17 protein-coding genes are annotated in these 23,325 nt (G+C 60.3%); 12 read left to right on the top strand and 5 right to left on the bottom strand.

Features of this window, described 5'->3' with window-relative positions:
• The first annotated feature begins 140 nt into the window (after positions 1-140).
• The 3 genes from BMZ10_RS17590 (at position 141) to BMZ10_RS17580 (ending at position 6,966) form a co-directional block, all read left to right on the top strand.
• A complete protein-coding gene (locus BMZ10_RS17590) occupies positions 141-3,434 on the top strand; it encodes a transglutaminase family protein (protein WP_093465015.1) in 3,294 nt (1,097 codons plus the stop codon).
• Positions 3,435-3,568: 134 nt separating this feature from the next.
• A complete protein-coding gene (locus tag BMZ10_RS17585; protein WP_093465013.1) occupies positions 3,569-6,070 on the top strand; it encodes a circularly permuted type 2 ATP-grasp protein in 2,502 nt (833 codons plus the stop codon).
• Positions 6,070-6,966, top strand: coding sequence for a transglutaminase family protein (locus tag BMZ10_RS17580; RefSeq protein WP_093465011.1), 897 nt, complete (start codon positions 6,070-6,072; stop codon positions 6,964-6,966). Before BMZ10_RS17585 ends, BMZ10_RS17580 begins: the two co-directional genes overlap by 1 nt.
• A gap of 151 nt (positions 6,967-7,117) precedes the next feature.
• Here the strand turns inward: BMZ10_RS17580 and BMZ10_RS27745 are convergent, their stop codons facing one another.
• Positions 7,118-7,294, bottom strand: a complete 177-nt coding sequence (locus BMZ10_RS27745; RefSeq protein ID WP_177182151.1) for a hypothetical protein — start codon at positions 7,292-7,294, stop codon at positions 7,118-7,120.
• Between the two features lie 427 nt (positions 7,295-7,721).
• Between BMZ10_RS27745 and azu the strand changes: the two genes are divergently transcribed.
• The gene (gene azu / locus BMZ10_RS17575) at positions 7,722-8,168 is read left to right on the top strand and encodes an azurin (RefSeq protein ID WP_093465009.1); all 447 of its coding nucleotides are present in this window, start codon (positions 7,722-7,724) and stop codon (positions 8,166-8,168) included.
• Between the two features lie 130 nt (positions 8,169-8,298).
• On the opposite strand, the gene BMZ10_RS17570 is transcribed toward azu, so the two are convergent.
• The 4 genes from BMZ10_RS17570 to BMZ10_RS17555 all read right to left on the bottom strand — a co-directional run bounded on the left by BMZ10_RS17570 (position 8,299) and on the right by BMZ10_RS17555 (position 12,970).
• Positions 8,299-9,315 (bottom strand): DUF1338 domain-containing protein, encoded by a 1,017-nt coding sequence (locus tag BMZ10_RS17570; protein ID WP_093465007.1) that lies wholly within the window; start codon positions 9,313-9,315, stop codon positions 8,299-8,301.
• 280 nt (positions 9,316-9,595) lie between these two features.
• Positions 9,596-10,423 (bottom strand): ammonia-dependent NAD(+) synthetase, encoded by an 828-nt coding sequence (gene nadE, locus BMZ10_RS17565; RefSeq protein WP_093465005.1) that lies wholly within the window; start codon positions 10,421-10,423, stop codon positions 9,596-9,598.
• Between the two features lie 63 nt (positions 10,424-10,486).
• Positions 10,487-11,686: a nicotinate phosphoribosyltransferase gene (gene pncB, locus BMZ10_RS17560; RefSeq protein ID WP_093465003.1), complete on the bottom strand. Its 1,200-nt coding sequence runs from the start codon at positions 11,684-11,686 to the stop codon at positions 10,487-10,489.
• Positions 11,687-12,064: 378 nt separating this feature from the next.
• Entirely contained in the window at positions 12,065-12,970 is a 906-nt protein-coding gene (locus BMZ10_RS17555; RefSeq protein ID WP_093465001.1) for a LysR family transcriptional regulator, read from the bottom strand.
• A gap of 174 nt (positions 12,971-13,144) precedes the next feature.
• Between BMZ10_RS17555 and BMZ10_RS17550 the strand changes: the two genes are divergently transcribed.
• From BMZ10_RS17550 to BMZ10_RS17515, 8 genes are all read left to right on the top strand, one after another.
• The gene (locus tag BMZ10_RS17550) at positions 13,145-14,635 is read left to right on the top strand and encodes an L-piperidine-6-carboxylate dehydrogenase (protein WP_093464999.1); all 1,491 of its coding nucleotides are present in this window, start codon (positions 13,145-13,147) and stop codon (positions 14,633-14,635) included.
• Between the two features lie 178 nt (positions 14,636-14,813).
• The gene (locus tag BMZ10_RS17545; RefSeq protein WP_093464997.1) at positions 14,814-16,097 is read left to right on the top strand and encodes an L-pipecolate oxidase; all 1,284 of its coding nucleotides are present in this window, start codon (positions 14,814-14,816) and stop codon (positions 16,095-16,097) included.
• 357 nt (positions 16,098-16,454) lie between these two features.
• Entirely contained in the window at positions 16,455-17,588 is a 1,134-nt protein-coding gene (locus BMZ10_RS17540) for an ABC transporter substrate-binding protein (RefSeq protein WP_093464994.1), read from the top strand.
• A gap of 186 nt (positions 17,589-17,774) precedes the next feature.
• Positions 17,775-18,689 (top strand): ABC transporter permease subunit, encoded by a 915-nt coding sequence (locus BMZ10_RS17535; protein WP_093464991.1) that lies wholly within the window; start codon positions 17,775-17,777, stop codon positions 18,687-18,689.
• 2 nt (positions 18,690-18,691) lie between these two features.
• Positions 18,692-19,987 carry a high-affinity branched-chain amino acid ABC transporter permease LivM gene (gene livM / locus BMZ10_RS17530; protein ID WP_093464988.1) on the top strand — a complete coding sequence of 432 codons (1,296 nt, stop codon included), beginning with the start codon at positions 18,692-18,694 and terminating at the stop codon, positions 19,985-19,987.
• Positions 19,987-20,862: an ABC transporter ATP-binding protein gene (locus tag BMZ10_RS17525; RefSeq protein WP_093464985.1), complete on the top strand. Its 876-nt coding sequence runs from the start codon at positions 19,987-19,989 to the stop codon at positions 20,860-20,862. Before livM ends, BMZ10_RS17525 begins: the two co-directional genes overlap by 1 nt.
• Positions 20,859-21,575 (top strand): ABC transporter ATP-binding protein, encoded by a 717-nt coding sequence (locus BMZ10_RS17520; RefSeq protein ID WP_062378956.1) that lies wholly within the window; start codon positions 20,859-20,861, stop codon positions 21,573-21,575. The genes BMZ10_RS17525 and BMZ10_RS17520 overlap by 4 nt, the downstream gene beginning before the upstream one ends.
• 803 nt (positions 21,576-22,378) lie before the next feature.
• Positions 22,379-23,149: an SDR family oxidoreductase gene (locus tag BMZ10_RS17515; RefSeq protein WP_093464982.1), complete on the top strand. Its 771-nt coding sequence runs from the start codon at positions 22,379-22,381 to the stop codon at positions 23,147-23,149.
• The last annotated feature ends 176 nt before the right edge of the window (positions 23,150-23,325 follow it).

Here is a 23,325-nt window from a genome sequence, read left to right as displayed (position 1 = left end):
GCACCGTCCGCCGAAGCTGGCGCGATTTTGGTGCTGTGCTTAGCTGAGCGAGCATCATCAACGCCGAAGGCGCCTGACTTGCCTGGATGGCATAAGTCTTGCGCGGTTCCGCTACCGTCCAGGCTCGCAGGAGGCACGCCGTGTCGATTCACATTGCCTTGCACCACGTCACGCATTACCGCTACGAACGAGCGGTAGAACTGGGTCCGCAGATCGTGCGCTTGCGTCCTGCGGCTCACAGCCGCACGCGTGTGTTGTCCTATTCGCTGAAAGTCCTGCCTGACAATCACTTCATCAACTGGCAACAGGATCCGCAGGGTAATTACCTGGCCCGCCTGGTGTTTCCGGAAAAGACCAACGAGTTGCGCATCGAGGTCGACCTTGTCGCCGAAATGGCGGTGTTCAACCCTTTCGATTTCTTCCTTGAGCCATACGCTGAGTACATCCCGTTCACCTACGCCAGGGAAGAGCATCACGAGCTGTTGCCGTATCTGGAAAAACTCCCGCTGACGCCGAAGTTTGAGGCGTACTTGAACAGCATCGACCGCACGCCGATTCCGGCCATCGACTTTCTGGTCAATCTCAATCAGCGGCTGGCCAACGACATCGGTTATCTGATTCGTATGGAGCCGGGCATTCAGACGCCTGAGTTCACGCTCGAAAACGCTTCCGGTTCCTGCCGCGATTCCGCCTGGCTGCTGGTGCAATTGCTGCGTCATCTGGGGTTGGCGGCGCGTTTCGTGTCCGGCTATCTGATCCAACTCAAAGCCGACGTTGCGGCGCTGGACGGTCCTTCTGGTACCGATGTCGACTTCACCGATTTGCACGCCTGGTGCGAGGTCTATCTGCCGGGTGCGGGATGGATCGGTCTGGACGCGACGTCGGGACTTTTCGCAGGCGAGGGCCACATTCCGCTGGCCTGCAGTCCCGAGCCGTCTTCTGCAGCGCCGATCAGTGGTCTGGTCGAACCGTGCGAAACCCAATTCAGTCATGACATGTCGGTGGAGCGCATCTGGGAAGCGCCGCGTGTCACCAAACCTTATACCGAAGAGCAGTGGCTGGAGATTCAGGCGCTGGGCCGTCAGATCGACACTGACCTGTGCGCCCATGACGTGCGCCTGACCATGGGCGGCGAGCCGACGTTCGTGTCGATTGACGATCGTGACGGCAGCGAATGGAACACTGCCGCGCTCGGCCCGAAGAAACGGGCGTTGTCGGCTGAGCTGTTCCAGCGTATGCGCAAGCATTATGCGCCTAAGGGCATCGTCCACTTTGGCCAGGGCAAATGGTATCCGGGCGAGCAGTTGCCGCGCTGGTCGCTGAACTGCTTCTGGCGACGTGACGGCGAGCCGGTATGGCGCAACGACGCCTTGATTGCCGATGAGAACGAAGACTACGGCGCCGACAGCGAAACGGCCGGGCGCTTCCTGCGCAGCGTTGCCGAACGGCTGAAATTGCCTGCGCGCTACGTGTTCCCCGCTTACGAAGACAACTTCTACTATCTGTGGCGCGAGGGCACGCTGCCGCAGAACGTCACCGCCGAAGACTCCCGGCTCGGCGACGAACTCGAGCGTGCGCGGCTGAACAAAGTGTTTTCCCAAGGGCTCGACAAGGTCGTGGGGCACGTGCTGCCACTGGCCCGCACGGCGGCCGATGATCGCTGGCAAAGCGGCCGCTGGTATCTGCGTGACGAGCATTGTCGGCTGGTGCCGGGCGATTCGGCCCTGGGCTACCGCCTTCCGCTCGCCTCGCAGCCCTGGGTCAAGGCGGCCGAGTATCCGTACATTCACCCGAATGACCCCAATCAGGAATTCCCGGACCTGCCGGACCGTGAAGCGCTTCAATCCCGGCTGGACGGGCTGACCGAGCAGGCGGACCCTGAAGCCGAGCGGGCGCCGGTCATCGACGAGTCCGCCGACTGGCTGACCCGTACGGCGTTGAGTGCCGAGGTGCGCGGCGGCCGGCTTTATGTGTTCATGCCGCCATTGCAGTCGCTCGAGGCCTATCTGGAGCTGGTCGCGGCCATCGAATCGACTGCGCAGGAACTGCATTGTCCGCTGCTGCTGGAAGGCTATGAGCCGCCGAGCGATCCGCGTCTGGCCAACTTCCGCATCACGCCGGATCCAGGTGTGATCGAGGTCAACGTGCAGCCGTCGTCCACGTGGGACGAGTTGGTCGAGCGCACGGAGTTCCTGTACGAGCAGGCGCGGCTGACCCGCCTGACCACCGAAAAATTCATGATCGACGGGCGCCACACCGGCACCGGCGGCGGCAACCATTTCGTGCTCGGCGGCGCGACACCAGGCGACTCGCCTTTCCTGCGCCGGCCTGATCTGCTGCGCAGTCTGTTGAGCTATTGGCACAACCATCCCTCGCTGTCCTATCTGTTTTCCGGGCTGTTCATCGGGCCGACCTCGCAGGCGCCGCGTGTCGATGAGGCGCGCAACGACTCGCTTTACGAGCTGGAGATCGCCTTCTCACAGATGCCAGCGCCTGGCGAGGAATGTTCGCCATGGCTGGTGGACCGGCTGCTGCGCAACCTGCTCATCGACGTGACCGGCAACACGCACCGCGCCGAGTTCTGCATCGACAAGCTCTATTCGCCGGACGGCGCCACGGGGAGGCTGGGGCTGCTGGAGCTTCGTGCATTCGAGATGCCGCCCCACGCGCGAATGAGCCTTGCGCAGCAGTTGTTGTTGCGCGCGCTGGTGGCGCGCTTCTGGCGTGAGCCTTATGCCCCGGCGAAGCTGGCACGTTGGGGCACTGAGTTGCATGACCGCTTCATGCTGCCTCACTTCATCGAGCAGGATTTTGCCGATGTGATCGTCGAACTCAACGCTGCGGGTTACCCGGTGCGCGCCGAGTGGTTCGCCGCGCATCTGGAGTTTCGATTCCCCAAAGTCGGTGATTACGCAGTCAGCGGCATCGAACTGGAGCTGCGTCAGGCCCTGGAACCCTGGCATGTGTTGGGCGAAGAGGGCGCCGCCGGTGGCGCGGTGCGTTATGTCGACTCGTCTCTGGAACGCCTGCAGTTGAAGGTCACCGGTCTGCCGCCGCAGCGCTACATGCTGACCTGCAACGGCGTTCCCGTGCCGCTGCAGCCCACCGGGCGAGTGGGTGAATTCGTGGCCGGCGTGCGCTATCGGGCCTGGCAACCCTTCAACGCCTTGCAGCCAACGATTCCGGTTCATGCGCCGCTGGTATTCGACATCCTCGACACCTGGATGCAGCGTTCTCTGGGCGGCTGCGAGTATCATGTCGCGCATCCTGGAGGTCGCAATTACGAGACCCTGCCGGTGAACGCCAACGAGGCCGAAAGCCGACGCCTGTCGCGGTTCTTCCGCGTCGGCCACACGCCCGGCAAGCTGTCCGTCCCTGCGCTGACCATCAACGATGAACTGCCCATGACGCTGGATCTGCGTCTGCACCGATAAGATCACGGCCCGGACCGATCGCCTGACCCGAACGTCAGGCGATCCGGCACCGCAAGCGGCCGCAAGGAAGCGAGCCTCTGCGTGTCATTGTGTCTGCGCTAATCTGACTCCTTTAGTTGTCTGCCGAGCCTTCCATGCCTGACCTGCTTGACCGATATCCGCTTTCTGCGGGTACTTATCACGAAATGCTCGACGCCAGCGGCGCGGTTCGGCCGCATTGGCTGCGCCTGTACGAGCACTTGCAGCGCAGCACGCCCGCGCAATTGATCCAGCGTCAGGCATTGCTCGCCCGGCAGATTCAGGAAAATGGTGTCACCTACAACGTCTACGCCGACCCCAAGGGCGCAGATCGTCCGTGGGAACTGGATCTGCTGCCGCATCTGATTCCGGTCGACGAGTGGCAACAGGTCGCTGCCGGAATTGCCCAGCGCGCGCGATTGCTCAACGCCGTGCTGGCTGATCTCTACGGCCCGCAGCAACTCATTGCCGACGGTTTGCTGCCGGCTGAACTGGTCTTTGGCCACAACAATTTCCTTTGGCCTTGCCAAGGGATGAAGCCACCGGAAGGCACGTTTCTGCATGTGTATGCGGTGGATCTGGCGCGCACGCCGGATGGACGCTGGTGGGTCACCGCCGACCGGACTCAGGCTCCATCGGGCGCAGGCTACGCGCTGGAGAACCGCCTCATCGTGTCGCGGGCTTTCCCGGAGTTGTACCGCGATCTGGAAGTGCAGCACCTGTCCGGCTTTTTCCGCTCGCTGCAAGAAACCCTTGCGCGTCAGGCGCCGAGCAGCCACGAAGCGCCACTGGTTGTGCTGCTGACGCCGGGTCGTTTCAACGAAAGCTATTTCGAACATCTTTACCTGGCAGGGCAGCTGGGCTATCCGCTGGTAGAGGGCAGTGACCTGACCGTGCGCGACGCTACGGTGTACCTCAAGACCCTCAGCGGACTGCGCCGGGTGCACGCCATCATGCGGCGTCTGGACGATGACTTCTGTGACCCGCTGGAGCTGCGTACGGATTCCGCGCTCGGTGTGCCGGGCCTGCTCGAAGCCGTGCGTCAAGGCCGGGTACTGGTGGCGAATGCGCTGGGCAGCGGCGTGCTGGAGTCGCCGGGCTTGCTGGGTTTCCTACCGAAAATCAATGAACACCTGTTCGGCGAAGAATTGCTCCTGCCGTCCATTGCAACGTGGTGGTGCGGCGAGCCGCCGGTGCTCGCTCAGGCACTTGAGAAGCTGCCTGAGCTGTTGATCAAACCGGCTTTCCCGTCTCAGAGTTTTGCCCCGGTCTTCGGTCGCGATCTTGACGAGGGTCAGCGTCAGGCATTGGCCGCGCGCATGCAGGCCAGGCCCTACGCCTACGTCGCTCAGGAATTGGCGCAGCTGTCCCACGCGCCGGTCTGGCAGGGCGAGGACGGCCAGCTGCAACCTCGTGCCATCGGCATGCGCGTCTATGCCGTGGCGACGGCAGACGGATACCGCGTGCTGCCGGGCGGGCTGACCCGCGTCGCCGCCGATGCCGATGCCGACGTGGTGTCGATGCAACGCGGCGGGGCCAGCAAGGACACGTGGGTGCTGGGTGAGCGGACGCTGGGCAGCGAGCCGTGGAAAGGTCGCCGGTCGCTGGGCGTGCATGACCTGATTCGCCGCGATCCCTATCTGCCCTCGCGTGTCGTCGAGAACCTGTTCTGGTTCGGCCGTTATTGCGAACGTTGCGACGACAGTGCGCGGCTGCTGCGCATTATGCTGGCGCGTTATGTCGATGGCGATGACCCCGCTGCGCTGCAAGCCGCCGTCGAACTGGGCGAGCGGTTGAACCTGCTGCCCCGCGAGGACGAGGAAACAGGCACGGCGCTGCACGAGCGTCTGCTGGCCGCGTTGCTCGGCGACGAGTGGCCGTTCAGTCTTCGTTCAAACCTGCAGCGGCTGCAGTGGGCGGCCTCTCAGGTGCGTGGCAAGTTGTCCCGCGAGAACTGGCAGGCGCTGGTCGAGCTGCAGCGCGAAGCGATGAGCCTTGAAACCGACGCCCCGGACTTCGGTGAGCTGCTGGACTTTCTCAATCGGCTGGTGATGTCGCTGGCCGCGTTGTCTGGCTTCGCGCTGGATGACATGACCCGCGACGAGGGCTGGCGCTTCTTGATGATCGGGCGTCGCATCGAGCGCCTGCAATTCCTCAGCACGACGCTGGCGGCTTTTCTGCGCAGCGATGCCGTGTTCGATCAGGACGCACTGGACTGGCTGCTTGAGCTGGGCAACAGTAGCATCACGTACCGCTCGCGTTACCTGGCGCTGCCGCAGCTGATTCCTGTGCTCGACCTGCTGCTGCTCGATGACCAGAACCCGCATGCCGTGCTGTTCCAGCTCAAGCTGGTGGCGCGATCACTCAAACGCCTGAACGACGATTTCGGTGCGCCTGCGGACAACAGCCTGACTGTGCTGACCCAGCGTCTGGCGGTGTTTGATCTGGGATGCCTGGAAAATGGCCTGTTCGGCGAGAGCAGTGTCCAGGCTGCGCTGCACGGGCTGGCCGATCTGCTGCAAAGCGTTGGTGATATCAGCGGTCAGGTGTCTGACCGGCTGGCGTTGCGCCATTTCGCCCATGTCGATGATGTCAGCCAGCGCACGGTGTCCGTCTGATGAACAGCGCTCATTACCAGATCCTTCACGACACTCACTACAAATACGACAGTCCGGTTTCGCTCGCTCAGCAGCTCGCGCATCTGTGGCCCAGATGCAGCCCGTGGCAGCGATGCCTCGAACAGGATCTGCAGATCAGCCCGACACCGACCACGCGCCGCGATGAGCTGGACGTCTTCGGCAATCCGCTGACGCGCCTTGCATTCGAGCGTCCCCACGATGAACTGCAGGTCAATGCGCGACTGCGCGTCGAAGTGCTGGAGCGTCCCGCGCTGGATTTCCAGCAGTCGGCTTCGTGGGATCACACGCGTGGCACCTTGACCTACAGCGCGTCGAAAATGTCGCCGGACATTCTCGACGCCTGTCGTTATCGCTTCGAATCGCCCTATGTGCACCTGAAGCAGTCTTTCGTGGCGTTCTCGGAAAGCTGCTTCCCGGCGGGGCGCCCGATGCTGCAGTGCGCGCAGGCATTGATGGAGAAAATCTTCGACGAGTTCACGTTCGATAGCGAAGCGACCCAGGTCGCGACCCCTTTGGTGCAAGTGCTGGAAACGCGCCGTGGCGTGTGTCAGGACTTTGCCCATCTGATGCTGGCGTGCCTGCGCTCTCGCGGGCTGGCGGCGCGTTACGTCAGCGGCTATCTGCTCACACAGCCGCCTCCGGGCCAGCCCCGGCTGATCGGCGCTGACGCGTCGCATGCCTGGGTTTCGGTTTTCTGTCCGTTGCTCGGCTGGGTGGATTTTGATCCGACCAACAACATTCAGCCTGCGCTGGAACACATCAGTCTGGCGTGGGGCAGAGACTTTTCTGACGTCTCGCCGCTGCGTGGCGTGATTCTGGGAGGGGGTAATCACGACCCCGAAGTCCGGGTTACCGTGATGCCGATTGCAGAGTAACGCGGGCGTGATATCGGTTGCAGTCGCGGACTTGCCCGCGATGCGCAGGTGAGTCCGGCACATCTGTATCGCCGGACAGGTCCATCGCGGACAAGCGCATTCAGCAAGGGCTTCTGACCCGCAGCAGGCAGGTCAGCGGTCTGCAATCAATTCATTCAGCCGGTTTTTCTTCGCCTGGCTGCTGCTCGGCGGTATGTTCGTCCGCCATGTCACCCTCGGTCAGCGCTTCGGCTTTCTCAGCCTGTTTGCGTTGAGCCTTTTCCTCTTTCTTCTGCTCCTTGGCCAGATCGCGTTGGCGTTTGGCGAAAGAATAGTTGGGTTTGGCCATGGGCAGTCCTCAAGTCGGGCGATAAGTCCGTTCATTCTGCCTGAGTTCGGCGCTCACTCGGGCCTGTATTTTCGCGGAGCCAATGTGCTGTCTGGCAAAAGACCTGCGAGCGTCGCGTGGTCAGGCATGGCGACCGGCCTGGGCGTACTGGCTATAGTCCTGACGCGCGCTGTCGTAATCGCCGCCAGCGCCACAGGCATAGGCCGCGAGCAGGCTGCGGAAAAAGTGGTTGAGTTGCATGATGATCGTCCTGATAGATGAGTGACAGAGCGATCATAGAAGGCCACAGTGCTGCCCGCCGCTTGATTGTCTCGATGGCCCTGATAGAGCCCTTCTGAACAGTTTCATAATCAGGTGTTGATAAATTGTTTAAAGTTAGGGCAGTCTTTGTATACAAAAATCAGCAGTACCCACTAGGAGACGTACCATGATTCGCAAGCTTGTAGTCGCATCCTTCCTGACCCTGGCCAGCGGGCATTTGCTGGCGGCGGAATGTTCGGTCGAGGTCGACTCCACTGACCAGATGACCTTTTCCACCAAGGCCATCGAAATCGACAAGAGCTGCAAGGAGTTCACCGTCAACCTGAAACATTCCGGCAGCCTGCCCAAGAACGTCATGGGCCATAACCTGGTGATCAGCAAAGAAGCCGATATGCAACCAATCGCCACCGATGGCCTGAGCGCCGGTATCGACAAGCAATATCTGAAAGAAGGCGATGCGCGTGTCATCGCCCACACCAAAATCATTGGCGCAGGCGAAACCGATAAGGTGACGCTCGATGTCTCGAAACTCGATCCGGCCGAGAAATACGGCTTCTTCTGCTCGTTCCCCGGCCACATCAGCATGATGAAAGGCACGATCACGCTGAAGTGATGCAGGCCTTCTAAGGCTTCATCCTGTGCAGGAGCGCGCTCGCCCGCGACAGATGCATCCGGCGACGAAGATGTGTTGGATTCAAATACGCATCGCGGGCGAGCGTGCTCCTACAGCGTTACTGACGTCTTCAAGACGCCGTCATCTTGAAAATGCCCTGCGCGTTGCTGCTGTCGAAGTTCAGGTCGATCTTGCCGCTTTCCGGATCGACCTTGCGCTGGATGAACTCAACGAACGAGCCTGGCACCTGATGCGTCTTGAGCGTGCCCGATGCATCGAGCAGATCCCGGCTGACGGTGCAGGCCTTGTAGGCCGTCTGCATGACGCGTCCCGAACCCGATACCTCGATGCTGTCCTTCATGGGCCGCTCGCGGCGAATCTGTTCCTCGACCGTTGCTTCCAGATCGGCGACTCGATCGGTGAGGTGGTTGAAGCTGTTGCCCTCGGTTGCAATCCAGGCCATTTCTGCACTTTCGCTGAGCAGTTGGCGATAGTCGGCTTCGCTGACGACGCCGTGTTGGCGGGCAAAGGCGCGATAGAGGCCGGGTAGCAGACGCCTCGCTTCGTCCAGGCTGCAGTGGCGAGTGACATGCAGACGTTTGAGGGTGCTCAGGTCCTCGGTGCCCAGCGGGTCGCGGCTTGAACTGACCACGCGACCGACTGCCTGCTGGAACGCTTCGCTCAGGCGGCCGGGATGCAATTCGGAGACGAAGAACTGCGCGATATGCTCGGGCAGGTCCATCTGACGATAGCCCCAACCGGTCATGTTCAGTTTTGTCAGCGGATAGGTGCGCACGTCGGTGAAACCCAGCGGCTCCAGCAGGCGGGAAAACGCCAGGCGGCCTCGCGGCAGTTCGCCGTTGTCAGCCCAGTCGACGGTGCGGATCGCGCCGTGGTCGAACACCACCTTGCGGCCCGATTCGAATTGTTCGTTCACATAACGCAGACCGTCCGGCACGGCTTCCACCAGCTTGTGGAACAGGCACAGGTTCAGGGCCTGTGCGATCCAGACGCGATGGATCGCGTCTTGCGACCAGGAGAAGTCCTGCAAGCCCTGAGGGACCTCGACACGGTGTTCGAGCCAGTCAGCAGCGGGCTGGCCAACGGTGGACGCAACAAGATTGAAAAGGCCTTGGAAAGCGGTCATGGATAGCGGCTCTGGGCAAGAATGTCAGGACGCTATGTAAGCTGCGATGACGAGCGCCATCAAGCGAAAAAAAACGACGGGTTCATTCCGTTTTCTATTGAATGCCCTCACATGCCGACGAGCTGACATCCTCTGAATCAACTGCGGGAGCTAACTCGCCCACGAGGAGTACGGCTCAGCCACCCAAATGTATTGGATGACTGGCCCCTTCCTCGAGATGCGGCCAGGACACCGCTCGCTCCTCGGCTTTCGCACGTTTCGGGTGAATCAACGCGGTTGCTTACGGCGCGTAGGGCAAGTCGCGTTTGTGCTGAGTTTTGCGATAGGTGTTGACGATGATGTCGAAGGCCTCCTGACGCAACGGCTGGCCGTGCAGGAATGCATCGATCTCGGCATAGGTCACGCCGTGGGATGCCTCGTCTGGCTTGCCCGGTACGAGGTCCTCGAGGTCGGCCGTCGGGACTTTTTCGACCAGGTACTCCGGCGCGCCGAAGCTGCGGGCGATCGCGCGCACCTGGTTTTTCACCAGACCGCTCAAAGGCGCCAGGTCGCAGGCGCCGTCGCCGAACTTGGTAAAGAAGCCCATGACGGCTTCGGCGGCATGATCGGTGCCAATCACCAGACCGCCGCGTACGCCTGCGATGGTGTACTGCGCGACCATTCGCGTGCGGGCCTTGACGTTGCCTTTGACGAAGTCGACCGCAGCGTCGGGCTGACCCTCGAACGCTTTGACCTGCTCGACCAGTGCCTTCACCGACGGCGCGATGTCGACGGTGTGGCGTTCGTCCGGATTGATGAAGTCCACCGAAGCTGTGGCCTCATGCTCGTCATACTGAATGTGGTACGGCAGGCGTACGGCGATGAACTGATAGGCGTTGTCGCCGGTGCTGTCGCGCAACTCCTTCACGGCGCGTTGGGCCATCAGGCCGGCGGTCAGCGAGTCGACGCCGCCGCTGATGCCCAGCACCAGCACCTTCAGGCGAGCGTTTTGCAGGCAGTCCTTGATGAACTGAATGCGACGGGCAACTTCGGTTTCTAGCTCGCCCTGAGTGGCGAAGGGGGCCTGAACCTTGAGTTCCCTGGCGATCTCGAGCTGTACGGCTTGCATGATTTACTCCTCATGAGGAAGAAGAAAAAGAGGCATTCAAGAAAGTGAAAAGCGGTGCTCGACTCAGGCTGGCACCTTGAATACGTGACGCAGGTAGGACACGAACTCCGGGTCCTTGCACTGCGTTTTCCCGGGCTCGTCGGAAATCTTCGCAACAGGCTGGCCAGCGCAGGCAGTCATCTTCAGCACGATGCTCATCGGTGCGATACCGGGAACGTCGGCGGTCAGGTTGGTGCCGATGCCAAAGCTGACATTGATCCGACCACGCAATGCCCGAAATATTTCCAGCGCTTTGGGCAGGTTCAGGCCGTCGGAAAACACCAGGGTCTTGCTCATCGGATCGATGCCGAGTTTCTGGTAATGCCGGATGCATTTTTCCGCCCACTGCACCGGATCGCCCGAGTCGTGGCGCAGGCCGTCGAAGAGCTTGGCGAAGAACAGATCGAAGTCATTCAGGAAGGCGTCGGTGGTGATGCAATCGGTCAGGGCGATGCCCAGCAGCCCCCGGTATTCGCGGACCCAGCAATCGAGCGCGGCGATCTGGCTGTCGATCAGGCGCGGCCCCAGTTGCTGGTGCGCCATGATCCATTCATGGGCCATTGTGCCCAGCGGCTTGAGGTCGAACTTTCGCGCCAGATGGACATTGCTGGTGCCGACGAACTGGCCGGGGAAGTCCTTTTTCAGGACCGAGACAACGTCTTCCTGCACGGCAAAAGAGAAGCGTCGACGCGTGCCGAAATCGGCAACCTTCAGCTCGGCGAGTTCGTCAGCCGTGGCGGCCGCGGTCAGCCAGTCGAACTTGCGATACAGCTGATCGCGCGCCTGACTGAGCAGCGTTTCAGGATTGCGGTGGCGGTTGCGCACTTCGCTGACGATGGCCAGGATCGGCACTTCAAACAGGATCACGTGCAACCAGGGACCGGCAAGACGGATGCACAGTTCGTCGTTTTCGATACTGGTGTGCACGTAGCGAAGGTTGAAGCGGAACAGGCCGAGAAAGCGCAGGAAATCCGGCTTCATGAAGTTGATGCGTTCCAGAAAACCGGTTTCTTCCACGCTCAGGGACAGATCGCAGAGCTGTTCGATCTGCTGACGGATTTGTGTCAGATAAGGGCGAAGATCTTCGTTGTTGCGGCAGCGAAACTCCCACTCCACATCCACGTTCGGGTAGTTGTGCAGCACAGCCTGCATCATGCTCAGCTTGTAGAGGTCGGTATCGAGCAGGTTTTGCACGATGCGATCCGCGAAAGCGCTCTCACTCATTGTGTCGCTCCAGCCAGCAGCGGCCGCCCAGGGTGCGGCCGTGGAATCGGGTCGATGTCGCATACAGCCTTGTGGCAGCAGCAATATTGGCGTCCTGCCACTACGTCCAGCCTGTCATTGACGATGGCGGACATAATGCCAGTCGTCGTGCGAGAGGGGCAGAAATGTTTCAGCCATTGATTGCGTGCACCTGATAAACACGGGCTGAAACGCCTATGCGTGGACTGCCGAAGCTCCAATTTGTAGGACCGGCTTCAGCCGGGAATGCGTCAGGAGGCATGCTGCAGAATCGATGGTGCTCATACCGGCTGCTTCCCGGCTGAAGCCGGTCCTACGAGTGTGCGTTGTTATTGCGGTGTTTGACACGAACGCGAGTTGTCACTGCGGTGTGGGCTCGTTGAGCTGCTCCAGCATCCACTCCACGAACACACGAATTTTCGGGACTTCCGCCGCATGTTCCGGGTACGCCAGGTAGTAAGCGTCGTGGCTGGGAAGTGCGTGCTGCCAAGGGATGATCAGCTTGCCGTCAGCCAGCTCTTCTTCCACCAGAAAGCGCGGCAGGAGCGCCACGCCGCAGCCGACCTGCGCCGCACGTATGCACATGTAGAACGTTTCAAAGCGCGGGCCGTGATAGCTGTGTTCAGTCTGATGGCCCTGGCTGTCGAACCAGTCATGCCAGGCTTGCGGTCGGTGAGCGTTCTGCAGCAGCACCAGTTCGGCCAATTGCGTCGGATCGGTGAAAGGTTTGTCCGGCAGGATGTCAGGCGCGCAGACGGCAACCAGTTCTTCGCTGAACAGCTTGACGCTTTCAGCGCCCGGACGGGCCCCTTGGCCAAAGTAGAACGACATGTCACAGCGACTCTGCGCCAGGTCGTCGCTCTCCTGTTCATTGACCAGATCCAGATGAATGTGCGGATGCCGCAATCGCCAACCCTTCAACCGCGGCACAAGCCAGCGCGCCCCGAAGGTTGAAGGTGTCGATACACGCAGTACTTCGGTTTCGCCGCCGTAGGAACGCAGAAAATGCGTCGACATCTCCATCTGCGTCAGGACCTTGCGAACTTCGCTCAGGTACAACGCGCCGGCGGGCGTCAGCTGCAAACGGCGCCGCACGCGCCGGAACAACAGGTGCTGCACCAGTTCCTCAAGCTGCGCGACCTGTTTGCTGACAGCGCTCTGGGTCAGGTTCAGCTCCTCGGCGGCGCGAGTGAAACTCAGATGGCGGGTGACCGCTTCGAAACATTGCAGCGCGGTCACCGAGGGGAGGTGGCGTTTGTTCAGCATATTCAGGCTTGCCCGCAGTCAGCATGAAAAAACGGAATGATATCTCGCTTAATCGTCGTTTGTTCAGGCACTTCCATCCAGCTATTACTACAGGCTGACGCTATCACCGTATGGCCGCACCCACTTCAGTATTGCGCATTCGCGTTTACGGCCCATCCGACCTCAGGAGATATCATGCTAAACGACCTGCTCACCCGCCTCGGCGTCGACCCTGCTCTTTATCAGAAGGGCGACAAGCCTGTGCACACCCCGATCGATGGCAGTCAGGTTGCGTCGGTAAGCTGGGAAGGCGCCGCTGAAGTCGAGCAGCGCATCACCCGCGCCGAACATGCTTTTCAGGCCTGGCGCAAAGTGCCTGCACCGCGCCGTGGCGAGTTGATTCGCCTGTTCGGCGAGGCCCTGCGCAAGCACAAGGCCGATCTGGGCGAACTGGTTTCCTGGGAAGCCGGCAAGATCACCCAGGAAGGCCTGGGCGAAGTGCAGGAAATGATCGACATCTGCGACTTCGCTGTCGGGCTGTCCCGTCAGATCTACGGCCTGACCATCGCGTCCGAACGTCTTGGCCACCACATGCGTGAAACCTGGCACCCGCTGGGCGTCGTGGGTGTGATCAGTGCGTTCAACTTCCCGGTGGCGGTCTGGTCATGGAACACCGCGCTGGCGCTGGTGTGCGGTAACTCGGTGATCTGGAAACCTTCGGAAAAGACCCCGCTGACCGCCTTGGCATGCCAGGCGTTGTTCGATCGCGTTGCCGCTGAGTTTTCCGACGCTCCGCCCTACCTTGCTCAGTGCGTTGTCGGGGGCCGTGAAGCCGGAGAAACCCTGGTCGACGACGCCCGCGTTGCGCTGATCAGTGCAACGGGCAGTACGCGCATGGGCCGGGAAGTGGCGCCGAAAATCGCCGCGCGTTTCGCTCGCAGCATCCTCGAACTGGGCGGCAATAACGCCATGATCCTGACCCCGAGTGCCGATCTGGATCTGGCCGTTCGCGCCGTGTTGTTCAGTGCCGTTGGCACCGCCGGTCAACGTTGCACCACCCTGCGTCGTCTGATCGCGCACAACTCGGTCAAGGCCGAGTTCGTCGAGCGCCTGAAAACCGCGTACGCCAAAGTGCGCATCGGCCACCCGCTGGAAGGCAATCTGGTGGGCCCGCTGATCGACAAACAAAGCTACGAAAACATGCAGGAAGCGCTGGAGCAGGCACTGAGCGAAGGCGGCAAGGTCTTCGGTGGCAAGCGCCAGCTGGACGACAAGTTCCCGAACGCCTATTACGTGTCGCCTGCCATCGTCGAGATGCCGGAGCAGAGCGACGTGGTGCGCAGCGAGACGTTCGCACCGATCCTCTATGTGGTCGGCTACGACGAGTTCGAGGAGGCGGTGCGCTTGAACAACGACGTGCCGCAAGGCTTGTCCTCGTGCATCTTCACTACCGACGTACGTGAAGCGGAGCAGTTCATTTCGGCGCTGGGCAGCGATTGCGGCATCGCCAACGTCAACATTGGCCCGAGTGGTGCAGAGATCGGCGGCGCATTCGGCGGAGAGAAGGAAACCGGCGGCGGCCGTGAGTCGGGCTCCGATTCCTGGAAAGGCTACATGCGTCGCCAGACCGCTACTGTGAACTACTCCCGCGAACTGCCGTTGGCGCAAGGCATTACGTTTGATTGATTGAGGCGCGGTCAATAAAAGTGCCGCGTTGACCTTATTCGCGAGCAAGCTCGCTCCCACAAAAAATGGTGCGCACCTTCCGGCCGTATCCACTTTGTGGGAGCGAGCTTGCTCGCGATAGCGTCAGAACAAACAACACCGAATTTGAATCATCGTTGTCTCTTTCCGAGGTTGTGCGATGCCGTTACACGAAGAATGCTTGTGGGAAACGCTGACACCGCAGAGGCCTGAGGCGTCGGCGTTGAAAGGGGAGGTTACGGCTGATGTCTGCGTGATCGGCGCAGGGATTACCGGGTTGTCGGCAGCAATTCATTTGCTCGAGCAAGGCAAGAGCGTGGTTATCGTCGAGGCTCATCGTACGGGGCAGGGCGGTTCGGGGCGCAACGTAGGACTGGTGAACGCTGGCCTGTGGATTCCGCCTGACGAGATCGAAGCCGGTTTCGGTGAGAAAGTCGGCAGTCAACTCAACACCATGCTCGGCAACGCGCCATCTCTGGTGTTCAGCCTGATCGAAAAATATGGCATCGAATGCCAGGCCACGCGCAAAGGCACTTTGCACATGGCACACAACGGCAAAGGCGAACTGGACCTGCGCAGCCGCGAGGAGCAGTGGAAGCGCCGCGGTGCCCCGGTCGAGCTGCTCACCGGCAAAGCCTGTCAGGAGGCCACCGGCACCCGACAAATCACGTCGGCCCTATTGGACATGCGCGCGGGCACCATCAACCCGATGGCGTACACCAGCGGGTTGGCCGCTGCCGTCACCAAACTGGGCGGGCTGCGATTCGATCATTCGCCGGTCAAGCAGCTGGAGCGACAGGGCCAACGCTGGTGCGTGATCACGGAAAACGGCTCGGTCCTCGCCGATCAGGTGGTCATCGCTTCCAATGCCTACACCGAGGGTGAGTGGACCGAGCTGCGTCGGCATTTCTTCCCCGGCTATTACTATCAGGTGGCTTCGGCGCCTTTGACCGAAGAGGCGGCTCAGCAGATTTTGCCGGGGGGCCAGGGGTCCTGGGATACCCGCCAGGTGTTAAGCAGTATTCGCCGCGACGCCGACGGACGCCTGTTGCTGGGCAGTCTGGGCAATGGCAATCAGAAACCGGGCTGGTTCCTCAAGGCCTGGGCCGATCGGGTCCAGCAGCACTACTTTCCGTATCTGAAGAAGGTCGAGTGGGAATGCACCTGGACGGGCTGCATTGCGTTTACGCCCGATCATCTGCTGCGGGTGTTCGAACCTGCACCAGGATTGGTCGCGGTCACCGGTTTCAACGGGCGCGGCAATACCACCGGCACAGTGGTGGGCAAAGCGTTCGCCGATTACCTGTGCACCGGTGACAGGTCCGTCCTGCCCATTCCTTTCGCCGACATGCAGCCGCTCTCGGCTATTGGTTTGCGCAGTGCTTTGTACGAAGCTGGCTTTTCGCTATACCATGCCGGTCAGTGCCTCAGAGTTGTCATCTGAGGCCAGATGTCTGTCTTGGACCAACGCGTAGCCGCGCATCCACTAACCTGAAATGGTGCGTCCCGTAGCGGCCCCGCACCGGCGGTGTGCAGTTCGGTGACGCAGGCTGTAACAACAGGGTTGTACAGGTCAGGTTGGCGCGGTTGCGCGCATTATTCGGGAGGGTTGCTCTTTCAATGTCGCAGGGTTGCACCTTGCGCGGTTTAGACGGTTGCACGCCCAGTTAAAAAGGGCTCGAATCAGTCGCATAACAACAAAACGATGACTTTTTTCAGAATAAAAAACCGATGGCACGCCACTTGCTCAGAGCAACTCTGTGGTCGCAGTGCTAATTAAAAAACCTAGGAGCACCAACTCATGTCGCAGACGTTTTACAGGAAAGGCTTTCTGGCACTCGCAGTTGCTACTGCAATGGGTGCGGCTACTTTTGCGCAGGCTGACATCAAGATCGGCGTCGCGGGCCCGATGACCGGTGCGAACGCCTCGTTTGGCGAGCAGTACATGAAAGGCGCTCAAGCAGCAGCCGACGCGATCAACGCCGCTGGCGGCGTCAACGGCGAGAAGATCGCAATTACCGCATACGATGACGCTTGCGAGCCCAAGCAGGCCGTAGCGGTCGCCAACAAGGCGGCGTCGGACAAGGTAGCCGGCGTCGTCGGTCACTTCTGCTCCTCATCCACCATTCCAGCTTCTGAAGTCTATGATGAAGCCGGCATCATCGCGATCACCCCAGGCTCCACGAACCCGACCGTTACCGAACGCGGTCTGAGCGCCATGTTCCGTATGTGCGGTCGTGACGACCAGCAGGGCGTCGTTGCCGGTGACTACATCGTCGATGTGCTCAAAGCCAAGAAAGTCGCGGTCATCAACGACAAAGACACCTACGGCAAAGGCCTGGCTGACGCCACCGCCAAACAGCTGACCGCTCGCGGTGTGAAGCCTGTGCTGGAAGAAGGTCTGACCCGTGGCGAGAAAGACTTCAGCGCCCTGGTCACCAAAATCCGCTCTACCGGCGCTGATGTCGTCTACTTCGGCGGCCTGCACCCGGAAGCCGGTCCTCTGGTCCGCCAACTGCGTGAGCAAGGTCTGAAAGACGTCAAGTTCATGTCCGACGACGGCGTTGTGACCGACGAACTGGTCACTACCGCCGGTGGCGCACAATACGTTGATGGCGTGTACATGACCTTCGGTGCCGACCCGCGCCTGCTGCCAGACAGCAAGGCTGTGGTGGAGCAGTTCCGCAAGTCCGGTTACGAGCCTGAAGGCTACACCCTGTATGCATACGCTTCGGTTCAGGCCCTGGCCGCCGGCTTCAACGGCGCCAAGTCCAACAAAGGCGAAGACGCTGCCAAGTTCCTGAAAGCCCACCCGGTGAAAACCGTCATGGGCGAGAAAGCCTGGGACACCAAAGGCGACCTGAAAGTCTCCGACTACGTGGTTTACCAGTGGGACAAGGACGGCAAATATCACCAGCTCGAAAAGCAGAAGTGAGTTGAGCTCCTAGTCGGAAGCGTCGTGTCCCGGACTTCGGACCTCGACTCGACGCTCTCCGGTAATCGGGGCTGCGCAGGCGCTGCCCCGGATTTCTTCTGTTGCCATCGTGCCGTCCCGCTGTCTCTCACGAGGAGACAGACCGGTATGCGCCAGGTTGGCCTTTCAAGTTCGTGAGCGTGCGTGATGGATGGTATTTTCCTGCAGCAAATGGTCAACGGCCTGACCCTCGGTTCGGTTTACGGCCTGATCGCCATCGGTTACACGATGGTTTACGGCATCATCGGCATGATCAACTTCGCCCACGGCGACGTGTACATGATCTCCGCCTACCTCGCAGCGATCGGCCTGGCCGTGCTGTCCTTCTTCGGCATCGAGTCGTTCCCGTTCCTGATTCTCGGCACGCTGATCTTCACCATCGTGGTGACCGGTGTGTACGGTTTCGTCATCGAGCGCGTGGCTTACAAGCCGCTGCGTAACTCGACCCGTCTGGCGCCGCTGATCAGTGCCATCGGTATTTCCCTGATTCTTCAAAACTACGCACAGATTGCCCAGGGCCCTCGCCAGCAAGGCGTTCCCACCCTGCTCGAAGGCGCCATGCGCTTCGAAGTGGGCAGCGGTTTCGTGCAGATCACCTACACCAAGATCTTCATCCTGATTGCCGCATTCATCGGCATGGGCGTACTGACCTACATCATCAAGTACACCAAGCTGGGCCGCATGTGCCGCGCGACGCAGCAGGACCGCAAAATGGCGTCGATTCTGGGCATCAACACTGACCGGATCATCTCCTACGTATTTGTCATCGGTGCAGCCATGGCGGCGCTGGCCGGCGTGTTGATCACCATGAACTACGGCACCTTCGACTTCTTCGCCGGTTTCGTCATCGGCATCAAGGCCTTCACCGCCGCGGTTTTGGGCGGCATTGGCTCGTTGCCGGGTGCGATGCTCGGCGGGTTGATCCTGGGGGTTGCCGAGTCGCAATTCTCCGGTCTGATCAACTCTGACTACAAAGACGTGTTCAGTTTCGGCCTGCTGGTAGTGATTCTGATCTTCCGTCCTCAAGGCCTGCTGGGTCGCCCACTCGTGGCGAAGGTATAACCATGTCTGCTCCTACTAAACCCATCGATATCAAACAAAGCCTGATCGACGCAGTAGTCGCCGGCTTGCTGGCGCTGATCGTGTTCGGTCCCATCGTCGGCATCGTGCTGGACGGCTATGGCTTCAACATGCAACCGGGTCGCGTCGCGGCGCTGGTCGGCGTGGTAGTGGTCGGCCGCTTCCTCATGAGTCTGTTTCTGCAGACGCCCAAGGGCGTGGCCATCGCTCAGAGTTTCGAAAGCTCGGGTTCAGGCGTGCATGTACTGCCGCCAGGCTACAAAACACGACTGCGCTTCATCATTCCGCTGATGATTCTGATCGCGGTGATTTTCCCGGTGTTCGCCGACAAGTACCTGCTGACCGTGGTCATCCTCGGGCTGATCTACGTATTGCTCGGTCTGGGTCTGAACATCGTGGTGGGCCTGGCCGGTCTGCTCGATCTGGGCTACGTGGCGTTCTACGCCATTGGCGCCTACGGTCTGGCGCTGGGTTATCAGTATCTGGGCCTGGGTTTCTGGTCGGCATTGCCATTGGCGGCCATCGCTGCGGCGTTTGCAGGCTGCATTCTCGGCTTCCCGGTCTTGCGCATGCATGGCGACTATCTGGCGATCGTGACCCTGGGTTTCGGCGAAATCATTCGTCTGGTGCTCAACAACTGGCTGTCGTTCACCGGTGGCCCGAACGGCGTGCCGGTGCCTTCGCCAACGTTCTTCGGCCTGGAGTTCGGTCGGCGTGCCAAAGACGGCGGCGTTCCCATTCACGAATATTTCGGTTTCGAATACAACCCGGACCTGAAATTCATCTTCATCTACGCCGTGCTGTTCCTCGTCGTGCTGGCCGTGCTGTACATCAAGCACCGCCTGACCCGCATGCCGGTTGGCCGCGCCTGGGAAGCATTGCGTGAAGACGAGATCGCCTGTCGCTCCATGGGCCTGAATCACGTGCTGGTCAAGCTTTCGGCGTTTACCATCGGTGCGTCGACGGCGGGTCTGGCGGGGGTGTTCTTCGCCAGTTACCAAGGCTTCGTCAACCCGACGTCGTTCACCTTTTTCGAATCCGCGCTGATCCTGGCCATCGTCGTGCTCGGCGGCATGGGCTCCACCGTGGGCGTAGTGATCGCCGCGTTCGTGCTGACCGTCGCGCCGGAAATGCTGCGCAGCTTCGCTGAATACCGCGTGCTGCTGTTCGGCATCCTGATGGTGCTCATGATGATCTGGCGCCCACGTGGCCTGATTCGCATCAGCCGTACCGGCGTACAACCACGCAAAGGCGTGCTGGCAAAAGTGGAGGGCGCGTGATGAGCGACGAAATCGTTCTTTCCGTCGAAAACCTGATGATGCATTTCGGTGGCATCAAGGCACTCAGCGACGTCAGCCTCGAGGTACGCCGCAATTCGATCTTCGCCCTGATCGGCCCCAACGGAGCCGGCAAGACCACGGTGTTCAACTGCCTGACCGGCTTCTACAAAGCCACCGGCGGGCGCATCGAGTTGAACGCCCGCGGCAAGAAGACCAACGTCATCCAGCTGCTGGGCGAGCAGTTCCGCGCCAGCGACTTCGCGTCGCCCAAGCGTTTCGGCAGCCGTCTGTTCTACAAAATGTTCGGCGGCACGCATCTGGTGAACCGGGCGGGTCTGGCGCGCACGTTCCAGAACATTCGTCTGTTCAAGGAAATGTCGGTCGTCGAGAACCTGCTGGTTGCCCAACACATGTGGGTCAATCGCAACATGATTGCCGGCATTCTCAATACCAAGGGCTACCGCAAGGCCGAAGAAGACGCCATGAATACGGCCTTTTACTGGCTTGAAGTGGTGGATCTGGTGGACTGCGCCAACCGCCTGGCCGGCGAATTGTCCTACGGCCAGCAGCGCCGACTGGAGATCGCCCGCGCCATGTGTACGCGTCCGCAGGTCATCTGTCTGGACGAACCGGCCGCAGGCCTCAACCCACAGGAAACCGAAGCGCTGAGCGGCATGATTCGCCATCTGCGTGATGAACACGACATGACCATCGTGCTGATCGAGCACGACATGGGCATGGTCATGGGGATTTCCGACGATATCGTCGTGCTCGACCACGGCAACGTGATCGCCAAAGGCAAGCCGGAGCAGATTCGCAACGATCCGAAAGTGATCGCCGCGTACCTGGGTGCTGATGAAGAGGAGTTGGTATGAGTAAGCCGATCCTCGAACTGAAAGAGATCGACGTGTACTACGGGCCGATCCAGGCCCTCAAGAAAGTATCGCTGCACATCGACGAGGGCGAAACCGTCAGCCTGATCGGCTCTAACGGCGCGGGTAAATCCACGCTGCTGATGTCGATCTTCGGCCAGCCAAGGGCGGCCAGCGGGCAGATCATCTATCAGGGCACCGACATCACCCACAAGTCGTCGCACTACATCGCGTCCAACGGCATCGCGCAATCGCCCGAAGGCCGCCGCGTATTCCCCGACATGTCGGTGGAAGAAAACCTGATGATGGGCACGATCCCGATTGGGGATAAGTACGCCAGCGAGGACATGCAGCGCATGTTCGAGCTGTTTCCGCGGCTCAAGGAGCGTCGTAATCAGCGGGCGATGACCATGTCCGGCGGCGAGCAGCAGATGCTTGCCATCGCCCGTGCATTGATGAGTCGCCCCAAGTTGTTGCTGTTGGATGAGCCGAGCCTTGGCCTGGCGCCGATCATCGTGAAGCAGATCTTCTCCACGCTGCGTGAGTTGGCGCAGACTGGGATGACGATTTTTCTGGTCGAGCAGAACGCGAACCATGCGTTGAAGCTGTCGGATCGCGCCTATGTGATGGTGAACGGCGAGATTCGTCTGACGGGCACCGGTAAGGAGCTGCTGACCAACGAGGAGGTCCGGAACGCCTACCTTGGCGGGCATTGATTTCAGATTGTACGGTTTGATCCCTGACGCCCTGGGCACTACGCCCGGGGCGTTTTGTTTTTCCGCCAATGGTTTGAGGCATCGTTTTGCACAGCGTCAGCCAATTGTGGAAAACAATTTTGAAGTGCTCTCAAAACGCGACAGTTAGCCGCTGCAAACGGTTGTTTTGTCACGGTTTTGACTTGTTCAGTTTTACTGTGGAACTGACTGTGAATAAGTTGGTGGCAGTTGGCTACAAGCCTTTGATTACGGGGCTTTCAGAGGGTTGGTTGATTTTTGATCGGTGATTTCCGCCGGTATTTCGAGGGTGTTTGTCAACGCTTGATAAGCTGGTTTTTTATACAGTTCACTGTGTCTGACGGCCTGTGGATAACTCTGTGCGCAACCCTTGGAAAGGCCGCCGCAGGTAGCGCAATCTCTGGCTTGTGGCTCTTGATCCTGTCCACTTGAGCAGGTCTGAATGCAGTCAGGCGTCAGATACGTCCGTGCAGGTCAAGCGAAACTCTCTCGGGGGTCGCCCACAGGCTGTGTATGACGGGGCATGCAAACATAATGAGTTGCCCCCGGATTTTGTGAGTCTGGCTGTGGATAACGTGGGCAAAACCGCGTGCAGGCCTTATGTTGCAAGGCTTCGCTGCTTCTGTACGTTTTTTGTACTGCGTCATGTTGTACGACGATGGTTGCGCGAAGACTTGATCCAGAGCCGCCCGCGCGGGCATTCTCCAGAACTTTCCTACATCAAACGCAGATTGCGTTAACCAACGCTTATCCCATAAGCCGCAACCCTCAGTCAGGAGAACGATATGACTTCTACCGTGTTCATTACCGGTGCTACTTCCGGGTTTGGCGAAGCCTGCGCGCGCCGTTTCGCAGAGGCCGGCTGGTCACTGGTGTTGACCGGTCGCCGTGAGGAGCGTCTGCAGGCGCTGAGCGCTGAGTTGTCGAAGCAGACCAAGGTTCACACCCTGACACTGGATGTGCGCGATCGTGAGGCGGTCGAGAAGGCTGTCGACGGTCTGCCCGCCGAGTTCGCGAAGATCCGAGGCCTGATCAACAACGCCGGTCTGGCGTTGGGTATCGATCCTGCGCCCAAATGCGATCTGGACGACTGGGACACGATGATCGACACCAACGTCAAAGGGCTCGTCTACACCACCCGCACGCTGCTGTCTCGTCTGATCGCTTACGGACGCGGCGCCAGCATCGTCAACCTGGGATCGGTCGCGGGCAATTATCCGTATCCGGGCGGTAACGTATACGGCGGTACCAAGGCATTTGTCGGGCAGTTCTCGCTGAACCTGCGCAACGACCTGGTCGGCACCGGCGTGCGCGTGACCAATCTTGAGCCTGGCTTGTGCGAAAGCGAGTTTTCGCTGGTGCGTTTCGGTGGCGATCAGTCCAAGTACGACGCGACTTACGCAGGCGCAGAGCCGATCCAGCCGCATGACATCGCCGAAACGATTTTCTGGATCATGAACACCCCGGCGCACGTCAACGTCAACAGCCTGGAACTGATGCCTGTCAGCCAGACCTGGGCAGGTTTCTCAATTGATCGCAGTCGCGGTGAGAAGTAAGCCGTTTCCCCGACCGTTTCTCGCGCCGGGAGGGTTCAGAGTACGTTCGTGTGGGAGTGAGTTGCTTACGAGGAGGGGGGGCAACCGCTGAATCTTTAGCGGATGTGATTGCCTCTTCGCGAGCAAGCTCGCTCCTACAGGGGGCCGGGCGAGGCGCAGAATCAGGCGTCGAACAC

This window comes from Pseudomonas sp. NFR16 (assembly GCF_900108875.1).
Lineage (GTDB): Bacteria > Pseudomonadota > Gammaproteobacteria > Pseudomonadales > Pseudomonadaceae > Aquipseudomonas.
Note: the sequence above shows the minus strand (reverse complement) of the source record. Positions and strands in the feature narration are given on the sequence as shown.

Bases quoted from the DNA above. Each gene is read 5' to 3' on its own strand.
- BMZ10_RS17545 (WP_093464997.1), top strand. From the start codon at position 14,814: ATGCCGTTACACGAAGAATGCTTGTGGGAAACGCTGACACCGCAGAGG.
- pncB (WP_093465003.1), bottom strand. From the start codon at position 11,686: ATGAGTGAGAGCGCTTTCGCGGATCGCATCGTGCAAAACCTGCTCGAT.
- azu (WP_093465009.1), top strand. From the start codon at position 7,722: ATGATTCGCAAGCTTGTAGTCGCATCCTTCCTGACCCTGGCCAGCGGG.
- livM (WP_093464988.1), top strand. From the start codon at position 18,692: ATGTCTGCTCCTACTAAACCCATCGATATCAAACAAAGCCTGATCGAC.
- BMZ10_RS27745 (WP_177182151.1), bottom strand. From the start codon at position 7,294: ATGGCCAAACCCAACTATTCTTTCGCCAAACGCCAACGCGATCTGGCC.
- BMZ10_RS17535 (WP_093464991.1), top strand. From the start codon at position 17,775: ATGGATGGTATTTTCCTGCAGCAAATGGTCAACGGCCTGACCCTCGGT.
- BMZ10_RS17555 (WP_093465001.1), bottom strand. From the start codon at position 12,970: ATGCTGAACAAACGCCACCTCCCCTCGGTGACCGCGCTGCAATGTTTC.
- BMZ10_RS17525 (WP_093464985.1), top strand. From the start codon at position 19,987: ATGAGCGACGAAATCGTTCTTTCCGTCGAAAACCTGATGATGCATTTC.
- BMZ10_RS17585 (WP_093465013.1), top strand. From the start codon at position 3,569: ATGCCTGACCTGCTTGACCGATATCCGCTTTCTGCGGGTACTTATCAC.
- BMZ10_RS17515 (WP_093464982.1), top strand. From the start codon at position 22,379: ATGACTTCTACCGTGTTCATTACCGGTGCTACTTCCGGGTTTGGCGAA.
- BMZ10_RS17550 (WP_093464999.1), top strand. From the start codon at position 13,145: ATGCTAAACGACCTGCTCACCCGCCTCGGCGTCGACCCTGCTCTTTAT.
- BMZ10_RS17570 (WP_093465007.1), bottom strand. From the start codon at position 9,315: ATGACCGCTTTCCAAGGCCTTTTCAATCTTGTTGCGTCCACCGTTGGC.
- BMZ10_RS17580 (WP_093465011.1), top strand. From the start codon at position 6,070: ATGAACAGCGCTCATTACCAGATCCTTCACGACACTCACTACAAATAC.
- BMZ10_RS17540 (WP_093464994.1), top strand. From the start codon at position 16,455: ATGTCGCAGACGTTTTACAGGAAAGGCTTTCTGGCACTCGCAGTTGCT.
- nadE (WP_093465005.1), bottom strand. From the start codon at position 10,423: ATGCAAGCCGTACAGCTCGAGATCGCCAGGGAACTCAAGGTTCAGGCC.
- BMZ10_RS17520 (WP_062378956.1), top strand. From the start codon at position 20,859: ATGAGTAAGCCGATCCTCGAACTGAAAGAGATCGACGTGTACTACGGG.